Genomic DNA, 17,065 nt, shown 5'->3' with positions numbered 1-17,065 from the left:
CAACTCGCGGACTTCGCGCCATCGTCTCCACGCTTTGAGCCGGGTAGTTATTTAAACATTCAAGTTAGCTAAAATGTTCCGGAACCGGATCGGGGTTTGGTGCCTTGAATCGCGGTCCTGTCGAGTTGCGTTGATGCGTCTGAAGTTCATTGAGCCTTTGATGCCGACCCTGGTCGAGAAGCCGCCAGAGGGGGACGGCTGGATACATGAGGTGAAATTCGACGGCTACCGCTCCCAGATCGTGAGGGATGCCGATGGTGTGCGCATCTTCACCCGGCGCGGGCTCGACTGGACTGCCAAGTATCGCGACCTCGCAAAGGCTGCTGGCGAGCTGGAGGTCGCGACCGCAATCATAGACGGCGAGATCATCGTCCTGAACGATACCGGGCTGTCCGACTTCAAGGCCCTGCGCAAGGCCATCACCAGTCGGCAACGGGACCTCTATTTCGTTGCCTTCGATCTGCTCCACCTCAATGGCCACGACCTTCGCGACATGCCGCTAGAGGATCGCCGGGAGATCCTGTCCGAGATGATCCCGGACGGCGGACGCATCCAGTTCAGCCAGCCGTTGCCGGGTGATGCGAAATCGATCTTCCACCTGATCGACCAAGCCGGCCTCGAGGGGATGGTATCCAAGCGCAAAGAGAGCAAATACCGCTCTGGCAACTCGACGGCCTGGCTGAAGACCAAGGCTTACACGATCGGCGAATATGAGCTGCTCGGCGTCGAGCGGGAGGCCGGCAAACCAGCTTTCGCCCTGATGGCCGAGCGCGGCACCGGGCGCTACGTTGGGAGCGCCTTTATCAGCTTGAACCGGGAAATGCGCGAACGGCTCTGGCAGCGCGTCCAGGAGGCTCCAGGAAGCCCACCGAAGGGTATGAAGCGGCCGGCGACGCAATGGGTGAAGCCGGGGCTGATCGGCCGCGTGAAGCACCTGCGCGGCGAGGAAGACCTACGACATGCTTCGCTGAAAGACTTTTGGGATGAGCCCTAAAGGCAGCGCCGCGCCACAGAGGCGGTCGGAAGGCCATCGCTTTGCCAGCGTCAAGGGTTGTGGCTTGACCCATTGACTAATACCGTAGGCCGATCTTGTCGGGGGCATACCCATGGTGAACTTGGAAGACCTCTACCGGATACTGCGGACAGGCCATGTGCAAGCGCAGGGGGTCGTGGATACGGTCCCTGTTCCTTTGCTGGTGTTGGACAGTGCCCTCTGCATCCAGAGCGCCAATCGCGCGTTCTTCCGAACGTTCAAAGTCCAGCGCGACGACACCATTGGGAAGCATATCTACGACCTCGGAGACGGCCAGTGGGATATTCCCGAGCTGCGTCGCTTGCTCGCGGACGTGATCCCGAAGAGCACTGCCGTTATCGACTATAAGGTGGAGCACGATTTTCCCGGCGTCGGGAAGCGGACCATGCTGATTACGGCGCGCACCATCAATCGGGACGACGACGGCACCACCATGTTGCTGTCGCTCGTCGATGCCACGGACACGACCCACAGAGAGGCCGAATTTGAAGTTCTCTTCGGCGAACTTCGGCATCGGATGAAGAACCTGCTCGGACTGGTTCGGGCACTGGCTAACCAGACCAAGGCTGAAGGCGTCTCTGGGGAGGCATATCGAGACGCGTTTCTTGGCCGGCTGGCGGCCGTCGTGGACGCGAATGACCAAGGGTTTGTCGGCGGCGGGGATGGCGACCTCGCCGCGCTGGTAGCACATGCCCTGGAACCGTTCGTAGCAAGCCCCAACGCCGTAAAGATCGACAACGGGCCGCCTGTGAAACTGGATAGCAAGAGATTGATGTCTCTGGCGCTTGCGCTACATGAGCTGGCGACGAACGCTCTCAAATACGGGGCGCTGTCGAAAGCGGGCGGACAGGTTCATGTGCGCTGGGAGGTTGAGGAGGCGGAGACCCGACTGCTCCGGCTGACTTGGACCGAAAGCGGTGGCCCCAAAGTGACCCCGCCGGTTTCTACGGGCTTTGGGACGACGTTGATCCAGTTCGCAATAGCGTACGATCCGGGGGGCAAGGTGGAACCTACCTATGCGGCGACGGGTTTAAAGGTGCAGATGGTCATTCCGCTCACGAGGGCGAGCCAACAAGATTGAAGGCAGGTGCAAAAGACGGTCCTAATCGTGGAAGATGAATTTCTGATCGCGATGGACCTCAAATCCATGCTCGAACGGCGAGGATGGCGTGTCCTGGGGCCTGTTTCGACCGTGGCCGCAGCATCTCGCATACTGGAAAGCGAACTGCCGTCTGTCGCATTGCTCGACGTAAATCTAGGCCATGAACTGGTCACGCCATTGGCGGAAAAGTTGAGCAGCCTCAATGTACCATTTGCCGTGGCGAGTGCTTATGACCGGCCGGAGCTTGTCGGCGGGGCCGTTCTAGCGGGCGCGCCCAACGTTGGGAAACCCACCCCCGAGCGGCGCCTCCTGGACGTGTTGGCGAAGTTACTGGAACCTGACGCTCTGCGGCCGTCTATCTACAGGTAATCCTCGCCCTCGGCCCGATGCTCAAAGCAGAACCAGTGCGGTGCCTGCTTCGGCCTGGCAAAGCCCCAGCCGGCATCTTTGCCGCAGCCTTCGTGCTCGCAGACATGATGGTGGACACCGGGCGGGGTGCCATATTCAGGCTTGGGCAGGCGGATTTCGTCGCTCATCAGAAGTAGTGAACGAAATGAGAACAAATCTGTCAAGCACCTCTTGACCGGACAGGAATATGTTCTCCATTTCAGGGCATGCCCGAACAACCGGAAAAATGGCCGAAAGGCGCGAAATGGACGTTGATGCATGCGCACAATGCCGGCCAGGTGGCTAGGATCCGCTGCGGCTATCGCAACATTCGCCGCTTCTATAAGCCGATCGAACTGAGGGAGGTAATCGGCAACGCTACCATAGAAGATGTCGGGGCCCCGCTGCGAGAGATGTGGGCGCAAAGAGTCAATGAGGGCCGAGCTGTTCCACCCAGTCGGGCAGGAACTTGAGACCATCCGCTTTCGGCGCCTGGTCGAGATCCGATGGGAGCGGCGTGTCGTTTGGAGGGACGAGTAGAGCGGCCCGGCAGGCTGGCGTGGGTGGGCCGCAAACGCCGGGCCTAACCGGCGCTGGGTTCGGGTCGAACGCGGCGCCGCTGGTGAAACAATACGCTCTTGCCGAAATAGCAGGCACATATCCATAAGGACGAACGTGGGAGTAGCCCAACGTTTCAGTGTTTCATCTCGAGACCGAATGCTGGCATCAATTTTGCGTCAGACGAATTGCTGGTACAGCAAAGGATTTTTCGCATTGCGACTGTCTGCTCAGCCTGCGCGAAGGCCAGGATCACCGAAGTACATATACTCAGCGCCGCTGCAGATCGAGGATGTGCAGATCGACGAGAATGGCGATGTGACGGTGTCGATTATTGCCGACGACATCTACTCGAAGAATTCCACACAGCGCTATCAGATCACGTTGACCGAAGCCGAAATCAGCATTCTCGCCCGCGGCGTCAGGCCCCGCAAAGCATTGACCGTCGGCTAGGCGGAGGTCTGGACGCCGTGTCCTTGACGCGCGTGACTAGCTAGGCCAGCTTCAGAACTAGATGGAGAGCCGTTTTTTGTTGGCTCTGATTTTCCTCCGATAGACCGCTGCGACCTTGCCCACCGAGCCGGTAGCGAAGAGGGTGCCGGCGAGCGCGGCCGCCTCGACTTTCTCAGTGATCATTGGCTTCGCTTCCCGCTCTGCCAATTTACCTCCCTGAGCAATTCGAAATGTACGAAGCCAGATTACCTGATGCGCTTCCAGCGCCGACAAATAAAGATCGAACCACGGGTTGAACATTCGCACCTCCAGATCGCACAGGAGAACGGCCGCATCGAATGTCGGTTCCTAAGCGGGGATCTGCATAGCCGCGGAGACGCGAATGCTGGCCGCCCGCCTGCTCGCACAGGGAGGGCGGCTATGAACGTGCGCTGGCGAGGCTTTGTGGAACCTAATGCCCGACTTTGACTTAGTCGGCCATGAGCACCCGTGGGACTGACTTTTTGTACAAATGGATAGTCGCCAACGTTCCCGAGACGGTGGGTGCCGATATCATCTCGGTTGCCGAGTTGAGCCAAAAGCTGTTCGCCGACGCGAAGTCGGCAGGCATCAGCAGCACCGAGATTGAGGAAGACACCGGCAGCGTCTATGAGGTCATCCTCGACGCAATCGTCCATCACGACGCCGGTATTGCAGATTGATGAGAGAGCAGAACGTGCCCAACAAACGAACATACCGTCTACAGATCATGCTCAATGCCGAGGAACTGGCCGTGCTGGACGCCTGGCGGTTTGAGAGAAGAATGCCGACTCGATCTGACGCCGTTCGGGAGTTGTTTCGTCGTGGGCTCACCGCGGCGGATGACGATGCAGAGAGGGGAGGCGGGCGCTCGGCAGACTTTAGGGTGCTGCCCACTCGGAACTAGCGTGCGCAGAAACGCGCGCTGGCGGACCTCCCTGTGGCGCGCTATATCGGCCTCATGGCGGGCAAGGGCTGGACGTTTCACTCCCTGATCGATGCGAAGATGACGGTGACGGCGTTTTGCCACTGGTCGCCCTGCAACCATGGCCAGAAGCTCGATCTCGCCAAGCTCCGCGATCGGTTCGGTCCAGATGCGCCGGCAATGGCGGACGACATCATTCCGAAGCTGAAGTGTGCCAAGTGCGGCGGCAGGAAGGTGGGGACGATCTACACGCCCGATACCAGCCCTAACGCCTACGGCAAGGCCAAGGGCAGCTAGCCTGGGGCGAACGCGGGTTTAGCAAGAGATTGCTAATATATGCGAACGGCATAGGAACTAACGATCGCCACCCTCGTTGAAAGGGCTGGCCGGATGCCCTTGTGTCCCAACCCCGCATCCGGCCATTGCCTTGAGAGCCAAGCCCGCTGCTGTCCCCTCGGCAGCGGGTTTACCATTAGCGCAACAGCATGTAGGCGCCCATGCCGGCCATTAGCAGGCAGGCAGCCCTGCCGATCGTGTCGCGCTGCCGGTAGCGCCAGATCGCGCCGGCAAGCATTGAGGCCGTGATGGCGGCGATATAGAGCTTGACTACATTCTTCGAGTGTCGGATCTTCCCGGCTTGGGGCGGAACTGGTAGGCGAGGCCATCTCAGCCGGCATCAGCCTAATCGTAACTCCATTGATCGTTACGTCTGCGATGTAGCCGGCCGCCGTGGCACCCTTGCAAACGGCTGTGATCTGGCGCTGGCTGATGGCGAGGGCTTTTTCATGATTGCTCAGCCTGGAGCGCACGGAACGCCGTATGGCCCGCGTCGGTAAGGATCAAGGACTCGAAGCTGTTGGCATGTTTGGGATGGGCGGTGGTTTCCAGAAAGCCTCGAGCCTTGAGGCGTTCTGCCGTCTCGTCCCCGCAGCCCTTAATCTTACTCGAGTGAACCGCGATGTTCGGGCCATAAGAGCTTAGCTGCTTTAGGGCATTTCGCTCCCGTTTCCCGAGCGGAGTGCCTGGGATCGAGGCTTTCCATTTTTCCTCGGCGGCCTTCTGCAGCTCCATCATTTCCCTTTGGCCCATGGTAAGCGGATCGAATCCCAGCCGATCGTAGTAGTCTTGGAGCGGATCTCTTTTGCGCCCCGACCCCGGCGGATAGCCGCCAAGTCCCTTTGCGGTTTGGCTGCGGTTCCGATTGCCATCCCAACCTTCTAACTCGGCATCCAATGCATAATCGGATGCCCCTCCAGCGGGCTTCGTAGCTTGCCCCTCCGGCACCAGCCGAACCACCACGCCGTTGATAGTGATCTCCGCGACAAAGCCTGCCCGCGCGGCGCCTTTGCATATTGCCGTGATCTGTCGGGCTGAAATGGAGAGGGGTCTCGATATGATGTAGCCTCATTTTACGACAGCATGCCATAAGCAGTCACGCCAAGCATTAATCGGAACCGACCCGTTTCTGGGGCACGAGACATCGCCTGCGCATCTCTCGGATGTGTGCTGGAGAGGTGTGTAGAGGTTTTTCCCAATTCGCTCCACAACCAGGTTGCCTCGCTTAATTTCGGAACGAAGCGCAGCCACGGACACCACGCCGCGCAGCAAAAGGTCGGAAGCTTCCTGGAGAGTGATTGGATCGTCATCCAACAAATCTTCGCGCGTGCGTCTCACTTTTGTCCAGCCTTCAAACGAAAGCCTGGGCTTCCGTGATTCAGAAACTCGATGCCCTCGGCCTCAAGGACTTGCATAACTATATATTTGTGACGGAGCGCTTGAAGCCCGTTTGCGTTATAAGCCTATGGAATCGCTACCTCCAGACGGTCCCCCGCCGAGAACATCGCCCGCGCGTCCTGAAGGGCGCAACGATCATCACTGGTTTCCAAAACTCGGAAATCACCTGCTCACTACGCAATCAGCACGCCAAAGGCGCCGAACTGAAGCTGGCCGCAGACATTCAGATTCCAGAACGCTTCGTGCTGTACGTCCCTGTCGACGGGATCGCGTACAGGACTGTTGTTAGATGGCGCAAGAATGATCGCGTAGGCGTTGAATTCGAGGGTACCGAGCCCAAGCCGAAATTCCATTACGGTTGATTGTTGAGGGGTCTGCGGCTTGCTAGGTGCCCGGATTTTCAATTGGGAACTGGCGGGATCGTCACGCCATCGCGGATCGCCTGCAGCATTGTGCCCAAGGTCGAAATGTTGCGACCGATCACCACCTGTTGCCGGTAAAGTTGGCTGATCGCCGACTTCAACATATCGGGATTCGGAAAAGATCACCGCCTGCTGCTGGACCACCATTTCGCAGGACGCCTGGCAGGCTTTGGCGGCTTCCTCCAAGTCAATGACCAGTTGTCGAGCATATCCATAATTCGTTGCCCCGAAATTGAGAGCCGCTTGCTGGAAAGAGTTGGCACGCAATTAGGCCCGGTAGCAATGTGACCGGGCTTTTTCATGTCGAACAGACACCGACTTGTTGCCGTAGCGGCATGGCCGCGCGTGAAAAGCTGAGCTGAGAGTTCCCCCAATTGGCCCGGCGGTTTCGGCTCGGGCTTTCGGGTGTTCCCCCTGTTCTGTTTGGCTTCTATGTGGGAGAGGCTTCCGGGCCTGCTTTCTGTCAGCGCCTGTCAGGGGAACGGGGCAAGAACATGCTGCTACGCTTTTTGCAACTAAATGCTACGGGACGTAACGGGACGAGCCGTGACGGAAGCCACAGGAAGACCCTTTAACGCTTTGACAAAGCACGACGTATCGGAACAGCTAGGGAAGGGGAGGTACGTTAGCAAGCGAATTTCAAGACCGGTGCCTTAAACCGCTCGGCCATCCCTCCCGCGTCGGCCCCGACGCCGGCTCGCTGTTGTCCTCGCCGCACCCGGAACTGTTGAAGTTCGGGCGGCGATGTGCCCGGAAACCAATATGTGCGCCGCGATGTCGGCTCAGTGCAACAAAACCGACAAGGCCGATGCGCTCGGCATCGCCCACATCATGCGCACCGGGTGGTTCCGACAGGCTCATAACAAGTCTGAAAGCTGCTACCGAACCGAGCTTCTGCTGACACACCGCCGCAATCTGAAGGGCCAAGTTCCTCGACCTGGAGAACGCCATCCGCCATTCGCTGAAGGCATTCGGCATCCGCCTGAGCAAGGTCGGGCGAGGGGCTTTCGAGCAGGCGGTGAGCGCCGCGGTGGCGGAGATCCGCTGTCGTCCGAGCTGATGGACGCCATGCTGCTGTCGGCACGCGCAGCAGGCAGTATTGCCGGCTGCACGATCTCGTCGTCAAAATGGTGGCCCACAGCGAACTGTGCCGACGCTTCATGGCGATCCCCGGCGTCGGCCCCCGTCACAGCACTTTCGTTCATGACGGCGATCGACGATCCGTCGCGCTTCCGCCACTCACGCGACGTCGCGGCCTAGCCTGACGTCGCGGCGATGGCAGTCGGGCACCTCGATCGACATTCAGGGTTGCATATCAAAGGCCGGCGATGCGGACGTGCGCCGGTCGCTCTACGAGGCGGCGTCGGGCTTGATGACGCGCTTCAAAGAGGCGCTCGATCATCGGATCAAGCAACTCGACCAGGAGTTCGAAGCGCTTGCCAAAAGCGATGAACGAGCCCGTCTCCTGCGCAGCGTGCCAGGCATTGGCGCGCTCAGCGCAACGGCGCTGGCAGCAGCGGTCGGCGACGTGTCGGCGTTTGCGAAGGGGCGTGACTTCGCTGCCTGGCTGGGGCTTGTTCCACGTCAGATCACGACCGGCGGCAAGCCGCACCTGACGGGGATCAGCCAGCGCGGGAGCACCTACATGCGCGTGCTGTTGATCCACGGTGCGCGAGCCGCACTGCCGCACCTGGCGCGAATGGACACCCAACTCGGCGCCTGGCTGCAGGCACTGCTACAGCGCGCCAAGCGCAACGTGGTGGTCGTTGCGCTTGCCAACAAGCTGGCCCGGATCGCCTGGGCTGCGATGTCAAGCAACGCCCCTATGAAGCCGTAACGAGGGGTAACGAGTTGGTCGAGCGGGTGCGCCCCGGCAACTGCTCGGCCGCATGAAGTCTGCGGGAGGATGTACATAGAGATGGCCCAACGGTTGATCGGCGTTCGGCAAACCTGTCAGCATGTTGGAGCCGGGCGCGCGAATCTCCATCTTGGCAGGGCGCCTAAAGCGCCGAGGCTGGATACATTGGTGCAGGCCGAGAGTGCCTCTCAAAACATTCCGCTTGCAGACGGGGCGGGCCATACATTGCCTGCGGCCGCGCCGGTGGTATCGCAGCATAGAGAATAAATTCGTATATTATCGCACAAAAGGAGAGGAGCGACGATGTCGAAAAGACCACCGGAAGCACAACCGATTAAGATGGCTAGATAAAAGGCCGCAATGTTTTCTGGCCATCGGTTGTTTGTTTTCAACGAGTTGGGTGGGCATTTCACAATGTTTGAATATTCGCTGCACCTTGCTGCGATGAGGATTTGCGAATGGTTTCGGTGGCTTAACGCAATGTGTGGTGCTTCGGGCAATGACGGGCTAGGGAGCCGGGAAGCGGGGCGCAGTGCTAGGTGCCTGGCCCGGCCACGAGCCATCGATCCTGACATTCATCCGCCACCGATCGTGTTAGGTGGTCGTGCAGGCGATGTCCGATGTGCCTTAGGCTGGAACGAAGAAGAGGGATCACCAGGACCAGGATCAACCGCCGGGCCTTTGGATCCCGGCTCTTTGTTCCAAGTGACCGAGGCAGGCGGCCAAGAAGGCCACATTGCTGTTCGCGCTGCAGATGTGCCCGTGCCCTACGATCCCGCCGCGGACGGCCCGAAAGTGAGAATAATCAAGAGGGCGACAAAAAGCATCGCGGCTATCATGGCACCCCACATCAGGATATTTCCGGTGCCGCGTTGCTCCGGGGCTCGAGACAGGTGTTTTGCCATTGGATGCGAACCTCAGTAGAATCATCTCTGAGCAACGTGCCTTCACAAGGGCTGGTTCCCGGCCGCTGCACCGCATCCCAAGTGGGGCTTGAGGTCTTGTTCCGAAGATTCCGGGGCGCGGCCGGAACATTAGCGGCTTTGAATTAGTTAGGTCCTTGCGTCGGATGAGGCTGCTTGGAGTTCGGCGTAGGCTGGTGGGGCAAAAACATCAGCCGCGGCCCGCGTTATCGGTCCTCCGTAGCGCGGGCTTTTTCATGCCGCTGGAACAATGCGAGCACCTCGCAGTTCTCATGGTTGGCGGCGGTGCATTCCAGATCACAACTCCGTGGCGCCGCCTCGGGCTAGCCCGAAATGGAGCCCGCTCCGGTCCCCTCCCGGTGCGGGCTTCATTTGTTCAATATGACTCGGCGGGGGGCCGATTGAGATGGCGATGACAGCGGAGACCCATCCAGAACTAGGCCAACGAATAGAGCGAACGAGTAGGGCAACGCATGAAATTATCCAAATGGAAGCAGCCGCGCGCGCCGAGAGCGCCAGGAGGTTGAAGGATTTGCGCGAAGCAAAACAAGCCACTGTGAGGAAAACCCAAAGACGGCCGACTAGCTTTAGGAATCGAGGTCCATCCGCCGGTGTCAGGGCTGCTCATGCCAGACAACCTGTCGCAAGTCGCGCCAGTCCACTGCTTGACCCCAGACGGGACATTTGTGGAAATGATCGCCGTCGCTCAAGTCGCGCGCCGGCAACCGACGCTCAAGATCGGAAAGCTTGGTCATTTTACGAAGTCGGGGGTCTGCCGTCGTTCGTCCCATTCGCGAACGCTTCCATCATCCTCGCTCCCCCGGATCTCTTCAGCAACTGACGACAGAGCCCGTGAAACATTGAACAGGTTTAGCCGTTCAAAGGCGCGCGCTCGTTGCTGCAGGATCATTATACATCGTCGACGTTCAGCGACGGCCTCGGTCACCGATGCGACTGGTACCATCGCATCGGCTGGTTGTTCTACATGGAAGTTGGATGGCATCGGTATAGTCATCGTAGCACCATGCGGCTCCGGACAAGCACCGGAGCCGCTTGTTGAGAGCTGATCAGGCCGCTTGCAGCGCGCGCTTGTTGGCGTCGCTCTGGCCCAACGCGCTGAGCGCTTCGTCGGTCGCCGTCTCTTCCTTGAGGGTTTCGCGCAACAGCGGGAGGGCATCCTTCATGCCGAGTTGCTCCGCCCAGGCGATGAGCGTCCCATAGCGGGCAATCTCATAATGCTCAACCGCCTGTGCGGCGCCTACAAGGCCCGCATCGAGGGCGGGCGCCCCCTTATACTCTTCGAGCACCTCCGAGCCCTCTTCGAGAATACCGTCGATGGCGGGGCACGTCTTGCCCCTGGCAGGTTTGCCAAGTTGCTCGAAAACCTGTTCGAGCCGTTCTACCTGGCGTTCTGTTTCCATCCGATGTTTCTCGAATGCAGCGCCTACCTGTTCGGATTGCGCGGCCTTCGCCAGCTTCGGCAATGTCTTCAGGATCTTCTTTTCCGCGTAGTAGAGATCCTTCAGGCCCTCCACGAACAGCGTTTCCAATCCCTTTTCCGATTTCATCGGCATTGCGTTTCTCCTTTTCAAATTGGCTAAAAAAAGCGGCGCCCGAAAGCGCCGCTTCTGATCAGGATTGACCGCCTTTGCGTCCGGCCTCCGAAGCCTTTTCGCGGTCGTCGGCAAAGTTGCCGCTCCCGCCCCGCTGCTGGCCACCGCGTTGCCTGTCGTCGGCCTGCTGCTGATCCCGCTTGTCATCGCCGCGCTGCTCGCCGCTGCCGCGGCGCTTATCTTTATCGCTCTGCTGTCCAGCCTTCCCATGCTGTTCGCGACTTCCGCCTTGGTTGGCCATGCTCTTCTCCCTTTCTTGGTAAGTTTTTTCTTACCCTCATCAACTGCGGCCATCGCGCTCTGTTCCGGCGGAAATATTTCGTGATTTGGAATCAGCCTGGGCCGCCCTTGCGCCCGCACCATTCCACCTCGAGCGCGTGGCTGAAAAACGAAGGCCTTTTAGAACTGGCGAAAACGAGCTGCTTGGTATCGAAATGACTGACCCACGACAGCCCGGCCACTTATTGGGTTGGTCCCGCGCTTATGGCGACCGTATCACCGGCTCGAGGTCATTTGGGAAGTCTGGCGCATCGACCGGCAGGGCATCGGCTTCGCTTCTTTTCCGATTGGTCAGCGCAGGGACCAGTTCCGCCAACTCTTCCCAGATAACTCTCACAAGGTCACTCATCACTCGACCCATACAACTGCGAATCAACGCGTTGCCTACGGCCCGGTTCCGGCATTGCCAGCCCAATCCGAGCGCGGCTACATCTCTCCTCGCATGCGACTTGTCCAGACAGGTGCGGTGTCAAACGGTTGGCGCTCATCGGGGCGTGCAGCAACTCACGTGTCGATGAATCAGAGACAAGCTCGGCCAACGGTCAGGCGGTTGATCAAAATCGGCAGGTGGACAAAGACCCGAGGGGCAAAGTCCACACCGGCGGCGATCAGCAGGCCATGCAGCCCGCACAGCCTGCAGCGCCGCAAGGTAGGCGAGGAGTGCACGATCACAGACGATCCTGACAAGGAGTCGAAATCGGATGGCTCTCCGGAGCGAGGCCGCGGCGTCCGCTGCTGGGTCAAGCGATCTAATGCAGCTTGTGTCTCTAGTTTGAATTTCGCCATGCGGCCTGCCTAGACAAGACACTGTCCCGGCTCGGCACCTCCTCGATGTCGGTGCATGGCCCGGCCTGCGGAATCCTGTGTCACCTCGATTTAAGCAGACCGGGCTATCGCTTGACCCTGATTGGCCGGCAAGTTGGTCAATTTCGTTCACCCAGCTTCTTTGCCTCCCGCTCAAGCGTCTCGCGGTCATTGCCGTGTTTGGCAATCAACTCGCGGACCTCTGGGATCGTGAGTTGGAACTTGCTCGCAAGATAGCCAACTTCATATTCCTCGTCTCCCGACACCCGGTCGCGGTCTCGAAAATCGGTCTTGCTCTTGTCGTCTGCCATGGCTGTTCCTCCTAGTTGAAAGAGAACAGCAACCGTGCCGGAATGTTCCGATGACCTTCAGCAAACGCTAACGGAACGCTTACGAGCGCGCGATATTGAATCAAATTCGAGTTTTGCGTTGGAGTTCGTAGGTTAGCCCGCCGGCAAGGTCCGGTTGTCCTTCATCCGTCCGATGGAGCCCGAGCTGGTTGAGCAACCGCCCAAGGGTGAGGGCTGGTCACACGAGGTGAAATTCGACGGCTACCGCACCCAGGTGATCAAGGACGCCGACGGGATACGCGTTTCTTCACCAAGAATGGTTTCGACTGGACGGCAAAGTACCGGCCGCTCCTACGAACTCGGCAAGCGCGCAACAGTTGCCGGAAAATCGCGATCCTGATCGGCGGGAACCGGTGCTTCAAACCAACGTTGGTTTCGCACCATAATCCAAGGTTTGTCTCATGGAAAAGACGTTCAATCGAATGGCGGAAGCAGTCGCTCACGCAACAGGTAGGCCGTGGGCCTTTGCGCTTTGCTTGGGATCGGTTTTGACCTGGGCGGCAACTGGCCCTGTGTTTCAATACTCCGAGACCTGGCAATTAGTCATCAACACCGGAACCACCATCGTCACCTTTCTGATGGTGTTCTTGATTCAGAACACACAGAACCGCGATGGCGCTGCCATCCAGGCAAAGCTCGATGAGTTGATCCGCTCCGGCCAGGGCAAGAACGACTTTATCGGCATCGAGCATCTGACGGAGCAAGAGGTCGAAGAGTTCCGCGCAGCGTGCGCCCGGGCGAAGGAAAGGCCACGAGATGTGTACACTGCGCGTTTCGAAGAAGGCTGACGCGCAGTTCTTCTCCGCGTTTGGGGCCGTCGCGCCAGGGAGGCGCTGGAACTTCATCTTCGGATGCACATTGAGCTGCAGGCGTGCGCATCGGCTCGGAGGCGCGCCGGCGGATAACTGAACAAGCGGAGTTCATCCTATGCAACTGGTTCGGACTGAAGTCGGCGAAGCCATCGGGCACAATGGGCAGCCGGTCCTGCGCGTTTCGTTCTGTGGCGAGGGCGGCGAGCGCGTTAGCGTCGATATGGCAAACGCGGAGCCTCTTGCGGGCGGTGGCGAGAGCCGCGCAATCGATCGGGCCAAAGCGTTGCTCGTGCAGACCGCCACGTTTGACGCGGCTGCCAACGACTATGATGCCCAGAGCAACGGCAATTTCGACGAAGTGGCAGTCACTTCTGCGCAAACCCAGAGCGGTGCCGGGTTATATATCTTTGAGTATCGGGACGGAGATGGCGGCCGGCTGGTTCCGCAAGCCGGCGTGGCGAGCTTCCAGGCTGCTCGCGAGGAAGCAATCCGATGTGCGATCGACCTTCTGATCGACCTTCAGCCTGGCACGGACGATCTCTCTGGCTGGCTGGTGCGGGTGCGAGATGAACACGGCACCTTGCTCTGCAGCATCGACGTTTCCGACGCTGAATTGGCACGCCAAGCCAGTGCTGCCGCGATGTGAGCGATGTGGCAGACGGGAACCAGTAACTGACCAGGAGACGTTTTGAGAGCCTTCTTTCGCAATTGGGTGAGACCGGAGTGGCGCGGGCCTGCGAGCAGCCGACAAGTTTGTGAGGCGCGTCGACTTAGAGAGCGACCAGGCCAAGCGATAACGACGCTCGCTAGTTGGCGGCTCGGAGCATTTCCAAATTTTTTGGCCTTTCCAGGCGCTATCGTTTGTTAAGTCGCATTGTAGCCGCCTTCGAGGCTTCCACGCAAAGGAAACGTCCATGGTCCAATCTCCCAGCTTCCACTCCCCCACTGCCAGGACCGAAGGCTCGGCGGCGCCGGGCGGTCCTGCTTCTACGGCCCCTATGGACCTAGCAAGACGCCAGAGGTCGAACGGCCGAAAGGAACCTCCGGGAGACGAAAGGCTTTTGGTCGGCTCAAATGTTCAAGTCAATGGCATGATAAATGATCAGCTGTTCCTGGCTTTCATGAAGCAGCTCGGTGCTGTTAGGGCCAGCGACGAAGACCTGATCCTTGAACTGATGACACAGGGCGGAGATGCGGATACGGCGAAGCGCATGGCTCTGGAGATACGGGTTTTCCAGCGATACAGCGGCAAAAGCGCCTACGTCGTGGGCAAGACCGCAGTCATGTCAGCCGGTGTTACGATCTTTTCGGCTTTTGAATGTGCGGACCGCTTCCTCAGCCCGGACACCACGTTGCTGATCCACGAACGTCACATCGAAAAGACGATTACGCTTCAAGGACCCATAAAGTCGTGTCGGCAAGTCATTCGCGAGGAGCTTGCGGCTCTGGAGACGGCCGAGCGCGTCGAACGAGAGGATTTTGAACACTTCGTGAGGGGAAGTGGCATGTCCGCCGAGGACCTTGTCGAGCGGGCGAAGGAGAATTGCTATCTAACGGCGCAGGAGGCGCTCGATCTTCGGCTGATTGCGCGCATCATCGACTGAAGGATCAAGGTATGCGGTCAGCTTCGATCGCGCTTACGTAACTCGTTGTGAATGTGGGTAGCTGCTAGCGCGGCATGACCGAAGCCCACCGCAATCTGGTTGAGGGCCTTGGCGACATCTCCGATTGCGTAGAGCCTGGGTATCGTCGTTTCGAGATGGTTGCCGACCAGGATATAGCCTTCGTCATCACATTCCGCCCCGATAGCAAGAGCCAACTCACTTCTTACGTCACAGCCCATGCAAGGATAGATAACGTCTATCGGGACCAGGCCGCCGCCCACCATGGAGAGTTCAAAACCACAGGGATGAGGCAGCACGTCGTCTACTGCGTCCCAGATCTCTACTCCTGCTTGTCTCGCCCGGCGCCGGCCCCCAGTCGAGATATCGGATTGGAAATTGCACAGGATCGAGACATGCGGGGTGAAGTCTTTCAAGAAGATAGACTCTCGAAGCGCATCCTCCTCGGGACCTATGACCCCTACCCGACGTCCCCGAACCTCGTACGCATCGCAGACCGGACACAGTCGAATCGAACCCCTTTCTATAGCCGTTTTGATATTCGGGATCGTCGGCGCACGGTCAACCACACCCGTTGCCAAGATCACAAACCGGGCATTGACTGGTCCTAAAGAAGTCTGAAGGACAAATTTGCCCTGTTCCTTGTCTAGCCGTTCAACGGAACCTTGGACTATTTGAGAACCATAATTGACTGCCTGCTGCTTGAGTCGTTTCAATAGGCTCTTGCCGCTTATGCCCTGTGGAAAGCCGGGACAATTGCGGGTCTTCGGAATTAGCTTCGCGCGCGCATCGCCTGTGTCGAACACGATGCAGGATCGCAGAAATCTTGCGAGATATACGGCTGCCGCAAGTCCGGCCGGCCCGCAACCAACTATTGCCACCTCGTACCATTTTCCAGCGGATCTGCGCATTTCTCCCAACGAGAAAGTGGAGCCGGCGTTCCAGCCGGGGGAGGTATCTGTCGCGACCGTCTCGGAGCTGGCGACATCGGCTGCCAATTCGATTGTTTCCGCGATGGGTCGGCAATCCTGGAACCAATCTCCAATTTGTAAGAATGGAAACCCCGCAGCCTTCTGATTGGCCGTTGCACGCAAAGCCACTCAGAGCGCCGTACGTGATCCGGCTGCTCCTGTCCTGCGCAGACTAATCGCGGGAGCTCTGACGCGGATCATTCACTTTTTCGGCCTTGTTGGTTTCACGTAGTATGCGCACGATCGCGTCGACCGGCGACGGCGGTTCGGGCACCGGCTCGCGGTTCCATCGCCATAGAAGATCAAGGACCTCTCTCAGATTTGCCATCATTTGCAACCTCCGACCTGACGCCGAACTGAGTAGCCGCGAGCCTGTTCCGAAATGTGACCGATCTCCTTGATCTCAGGGCGATAGCATTGCAGCGATCACGAATACGACCGCAGCCAGGACCACGACCGCAGCAATCACCAACACCGGCCAGTTATTGCCAGGCCGCAGGCCTGGCTCGCTATCCATAGGCCGCATCGCGTTGGCAAAGCTTGCCTGGTTTGTAAAATTCGCCGGGTGCTGCGCTGAGGAATTGGGAGAAGTCGGCGTGGCCGCCGCTTCAGCATCCGTCTCTTGAGGTACGGCTGCAGGGTCGAAGCCCGGCGTCTTATCCTGCGTTGCTCCTGCCTGGATATTGCCCCTGGATCCGGAGGGCGTTCCTGCGGGTTGCGCACTCGTTTCTGAATCTCCTTTGCAGCTCAACACCTGGTTGGCTGCTGCGGTTCCCGCGGCCGTCAAACAATCCGGCGGGCTTTTTCGGCTGGCCTTTGCGGTAAAGGGCTCGGCGCTCCAATGCTCGACTTAATGCTCGGAGAAGGCGGCTTCATTCTCGCATCCTCGCGCCACTGCTTGAAGCGAACAAAGGCTTCTGCTGCGGCATCACATTGGATCCGCGATGGACCATTTGAGTGCAGGATCACTTGCGCTGCGCGCCTGGAGAGGCCGTGCTTTTCCATGAACAGATCGAGCTCGTCGGGCAGTTGTCGGAGACTGGGTCGCTGCTGACCTGATATTTGCCCACTCGATCCTCCTATCCCCTCACGGCAACGCGCGAAGTCGGCGAGCAGTCTGCGATGGAATCGAGGTCGACTGTGACCAAGCCACCGCCGTCAATCCGAACGGTTATCTTGCCGTCGGTGCTATCGACGCGCG

General features: G+C 59.0%; 20 protein-coding genes and 2 pseudogenes. 13 read left to right on the top strand and 9 right to left on the bottom strand.

From position 1 onward, the window contains the following. The first annotated feature begins 133 nt into the window (after positions 1-133). The 3 genes from EN846_RS33160 to EN846_RS33150 all read left to right on the top strand — a co-directional run bounded on the left by EN846_RS33160 (position 134) and on the right by EN846_RS33150 (position 2,504). Positions 134-994 (top strand): ATP-dependent DNA ligase, encoded by an 861-nt coding sequence (locus tag EN846_RS33160; protein WP_127393808.1) that lies wholly within the window; start codon positions 134-136, stop codon positions 992-994. A 112-nt stretch (positions 995-1,106) separates the two neighbouring features. Further along, a complete protein-coding gene (locus EN846_RS33155) occupies positions 1,107-2,114 on the top strand; it encodes an HWE histidine kinase domain-containing protein (RefSeq protein ID WP_348630851.1) in 1,008 nt (335 codons plus the stop codon). 6 nt (positions 2,115-2,120) lie between these two features. Beyond that, a complete protein-coding gene (locus EN846_RS33150) occupies positions 2,121-2,504 on the top strand; it encodes a response regulator (RefSeq protein WP_127393807.1) in 384 nt (127 codons plus the stop codon). Here EN846_RS33150 and EN846_RS35490 read toward each other — a convergent pair. Next, positions 2,495-2,671, bottom strand: coding sequence for a hypothetical protein (locus EN846_RS35490; protein ID WP_187331531.1), 177 nt, complete (start codon positions 2,669-2,671; stop codon positions 2,495-2,497). The genes EN846_RS33150 and EN846_RS35490 overlap by 10 nt on opposite strands. Positions 2,672-3,239: 568 nt before the next feature. Between EN846_RS35490 and EN846_RS33145 the strand changes: the two genes are divergently transcribed. Next, on the top strand, positions 3,240-3,533 hold the full coding sequence (locus EN846_RS33145; RefSeq protein WP_127393806.1) for a hypothetical protein: 294 nt from the start codon (positions 3,240-3,242) through the stop codon (positions 3,531-3,533). A gap of 57 nt (positions 3,534-3,590) precedes the next feature. Here EN846_RS33145 and EN846_RS33140 read toward each other — a convergent pair whose 3' ends face one another. Beyond that, positions 3,591-3,833, bottom strand: a complete 243-nt coding sequence (locus tag EN846_RS33140; RefSeq protein WP_135914098.1) for a hypothetical protein — start codon at positions 3,831-3,833, stop codon at positions 3,591-3,593. A 179-nt stretch (positions 3,834-4,012) separates the two neighbouring features. Here EN846_RS33140 and EN846_RS33135 point away from each other — a divergent pair, with 179 nt between their 5' ends. Both EN846_RS33135 and EN846_RS33125 read left to right on the top strand, forming a co-directional pair. Continuing rightward, the gene (locus tag EN846_RS33135) at positions 4,013-4,234 is read left to right on the top strand and encodes a DUF768 domain-containing protein (RefSeq protein ID WP_127393804.1); all 222 of its coding nucleotides are present in this window, start codon (positions 4,013-4,015) and stop codon (positions 4,232-4,234) included. 257 nt (positions 4,235-4,491) lie between these two features. After that, positions 4,492-4,773, top strand: a complete 282-nt coding sequence (locus EN846_RS33125) for a hypothetical protein (protein ID WP_245493548.1) — start codon at positions 4,492-4,494, stop codon at positions 4,771-4,773. A gap of 486 nt (positions 4,774-5,259) precedes the next feature. Here EN846_RS33125 and EN846_RS33120 read toward each other — a convergent pair whose 3' ends face one another. Next, the gene (locus EN846_RS33120) at positions 5,260-5,709 is read right to left on the bottom strand and encodes a hypothetical protein (protein ID WP_135859692.1); all 450 of its coding nucleotides are present in this window, start codon (positions 5,707-5,709) and stop codon (positions 5,260-5,262) included. A 560-nt stretch (positions 5,710-6,269) separates the two neighbouring features. Here EN846_RS33120 and EN846_RS36270 point away from each other — a divergent pair. Next, a complete protein-coding gene (locus EN846_RS36270) occupies positions 6,270-6,572 on the top strand; it encodes a PilZ domain-containing protein (protein ID WP_127393438.1) in 303 nt (100 codons plus the stop codon). Between the two features lie 38 nt (positions 6,573-6,610). On the opposite strand, the gene EN846_RS36475 is transcribed toward EN846_RS36270, so the two are convergent. Then, positions 6,611-6,736: a hypothetical protein gene (locus EN846_RS36475; RefSeq protein ID WP_281035237.1), complete on the bottom strand. Its 126-nt coding sequence runs from the start codon at positions 6,734-6,736 to the stop codon at positions 6,611-6,613. A gap of 572 nt (positions 6,737-7,308) precedes the next feature. On the opposite strand from EN846_RS36475, the pseudogene EN846_RS36265 reads away from it, so the two are divergent. Then, a pseudogene (locus EN846_RS36265) lies at positions 7,309-8,019 on the top strand (transposase); the annotation flags it as partial. Positions 8,020-8,022: 3 nt separating this feature from the next. Beyond that, positions 8,023-8,469: pseudogene (locus tag EN846_RS36260) on the top strand (IS110 family transposase); the annotation flags it as partial. A gap of 2,011 nt (positions 8,470-10,480) precedes the next feature. Here the strand turns inward: EN846_RS36260 and EN846_RS33105 are convergent. The 3 genes from EN846_RS33105 to EN846_RS33095 form a co-directional block, all read right to left on the bottom strand. Then, on the bottom strand, positions 10,481-10,987 hold the full coding sequence (locus tag EN846_RS33105) for a ferritin-like domain-containing protein (RefSeq protein WP_128346477.1): 507 nt from the start codon (positions 10,985-10,987) through the stop codon (positions 10,481-10,483). Between the two features lie 58 nt (positions 10,988-11,045). After that, positions 11,046-11,267, bottom strand: a complete 222-nt coding sequence (locus EN846_RS36605; protein ID WP_127392961.1) for a KGG domain-containing protein — start codon at positions 11,265-11,267, stop codon at positions 11,046-11,048. A 961-nt stretch (positions 11,268-12,228) separates the two neighbouring features. Next, complete coding sequence (locus tag EN846_RS33095) at positions 12,229-12,420, bottom strand: DUF3606 domain-containing protein (protein WP_127392962.1); 192 nt, start codon at positions 12,418-12,420, stop codon at positions 12,229-12,231. 154 nt (positions 12,421-12,574) lie between these two features. Between EN846_RS33095 and EN846_RS33090 the strand changes: the two genes are divergently transcribed. The 4 genes from EN846_RS33090 (at position 12,575) to EN846_RS33075 (ending at position 14,875) form a co-directional block, all read left to right on the top strand. Further along, positions 12,575-12,799 (top strand): hypothetical protein, encoded by a 225-nt coding sequence (locus EN846_RS33090; RefSeq protein WP_187331529.1) that lies wholly within the window; start codon positions 12,575-12,577, stop codon positions 12,797-12,799. A 61-nt stretch (positions 12,800-12,860) separates the two neighbouring features. Then, entirely contained in the window at positions 12,861-13,247 is a 387-nt protein-coding gene (locus EN846_RS33085) for a low affinity iron permease family protein (protein WP_127392963.1), read from the top strand. A gap of 139 nt (positions 13,248-13,386) precedes the next feature. Then, complete coding sequence (locus EN846_RS33080) at positions 13,387-13,917, top strand: hypothetical protein (protein WP_127392964.1); 531 nt, start codon at positions 13,387-13,389, stop codon at positions 13,915-13,917. A gap of 415 nt (positions 13,918-14,332) precedes the next feature. Beyond that, complete coding sequence (locus EN846_RS33075; RefSeq protein WP_187331528.1) at positions 14,333-14,875, top strand: ATP-dependent Clp protease proteolytic subunit; 543 nt, start codon at positions 14,333-14,335, stop codon at positions 14,873-14,875. Positions 14,876-14,892: 17 nt separating this feature from the next. Here EN846_RS33075 and EN846_RS33070 read toward each other — a convergent pair whose 3' ends face one another. Next, on the bottom strand, positions 14,893-15,993 hold the full coding sequence (locus EN846_RS33070) for an NAD(P)/FAD-dependent oxidoreductase (protein ID WP_245493407.1): 1,101 nt from the start codon (positions 15,991-15,993) through the stop codon (positions 14,893-14,895). A 43-nt stretch (positions 15,994-16,036) separates the two neighbouring features. Beyond that, on the bottom strand, positions 16,037-16,195 hold the full coding sequence (locus EN846_RS35470) for a hypothetical protein (RefSeq protein WP_187331527.1): 159 nt from the start codon (positions 16,193-16,195) through the stop codon (positions 16,037-16,039). Between the last annotated feature and the right edge of the window lie 870 nt (positions 16,196-17,065).

It is taken from the genome of Mesorhizobium sp. M4B.F.Ca.ET.203.01.1.1 (assembly GCF_004791025.1).
GTDB lineage: Bacteria > Pseudomonadota > Alphaproteobacteria > Rhizobiales > Rhizobiaceae > Mesorhizobium > Mesorhizobium abyssinicae.
This window is presented reverse-complemented; position numbering and strand designations above follow the sequence as displayed.

Bases quoted from the DNA above. Each gene is read 5' to 3' on its own strand.
- EN846_RS35490 (WP_187331531.1), bottom strand. From the start codon at position 2,671: ATGAGCGACGAAATCCGCCTGCCCAAGCCTGAATATGGCACCCCGCCC.
- EN846_RS33080 (WP_127392964.1), top strand. From the start codon at position 13,387: ATGCAACTGGTTCGGACTGAAGTCGGCGAAGCCATCGGGCACAATGGG.
- EN846_RS33135 (WP_127393804.1), top strand. From the start codon at position 4,013: ATGAGCACCCGTGGGACTGACTTTTTGTACAAATGGATAGTCGCCAAC.
- EN846_RS33085 (WP_127392963.1), top strand. From the start codon at position 12,861: ATGGAAAAGACGTTCAATCGAATGGCGGAAGCAGTCGCTCACGCAACA.
- EN846_RS33105 (WP_128346477.1), bottom strand. From the start codon at position 10,987: ATGCCGATGAAATCGGAAAAGGGATTGGAAACGCTGTTCGTGGAGGGC.
- EN846_RS35470 (WP_187331527.1), bottom strand. From the start codon at position 16,195: ATGATGGCAAATCTGAGAGAGGTCCTTGATCTTCTATGGCGATGGAAC.
- EN846_RS33095 (WP_127392962.1), bottom strand. From the start codon at position 12,420: ATGGCAGACGACAAGAGCAAGACCGATTTTCGAGACCGCGACCGGGTG.
- EN846_RS33145 (WP_127393806.1), top strand. From the start codon at position 3,240: ATGCTGGCATCAATTTTGCGTCAGACGAATTGCTGGTACAGCAAAGGA.
- EN846_RS33160 (WP_127393808.1), top strand. From the start codon at position 134: ATGCGTCTGAAGTTCATTGAGCCTTTGATGCCGACCCTGGTCGAGAAG.
- EN846_RS33140 (WP_135914098.1), bottom strand. From the start codon at position 3,833: ATGTTCAACCCGTGGTTCGATCTTTATTTGTCGGCGCTGGAAGCGCAT.
- EN846_RS33155 (WP_348630851.1), top strand. From the start codon at position 1,107: ATGGTGAACTTGGAAGACCTCTACCGGATACTGCGGACAGGCCATGTG.
- EN846_RS36475 (WP_281035237.1), bottom strand. From the start codon at position 6,736: ATGTTGAAGTCGGCGATCAGCCAACTTTACCGGCAACAGGTGGTGATC.
- EN846_RS36605 (WP_127392961.1), bottom strand. From the start codon at position 11,267: ATGGCCAACCAAGGCGGAAGTCGCGAACAGCATGGGAAGGCTGGACAG.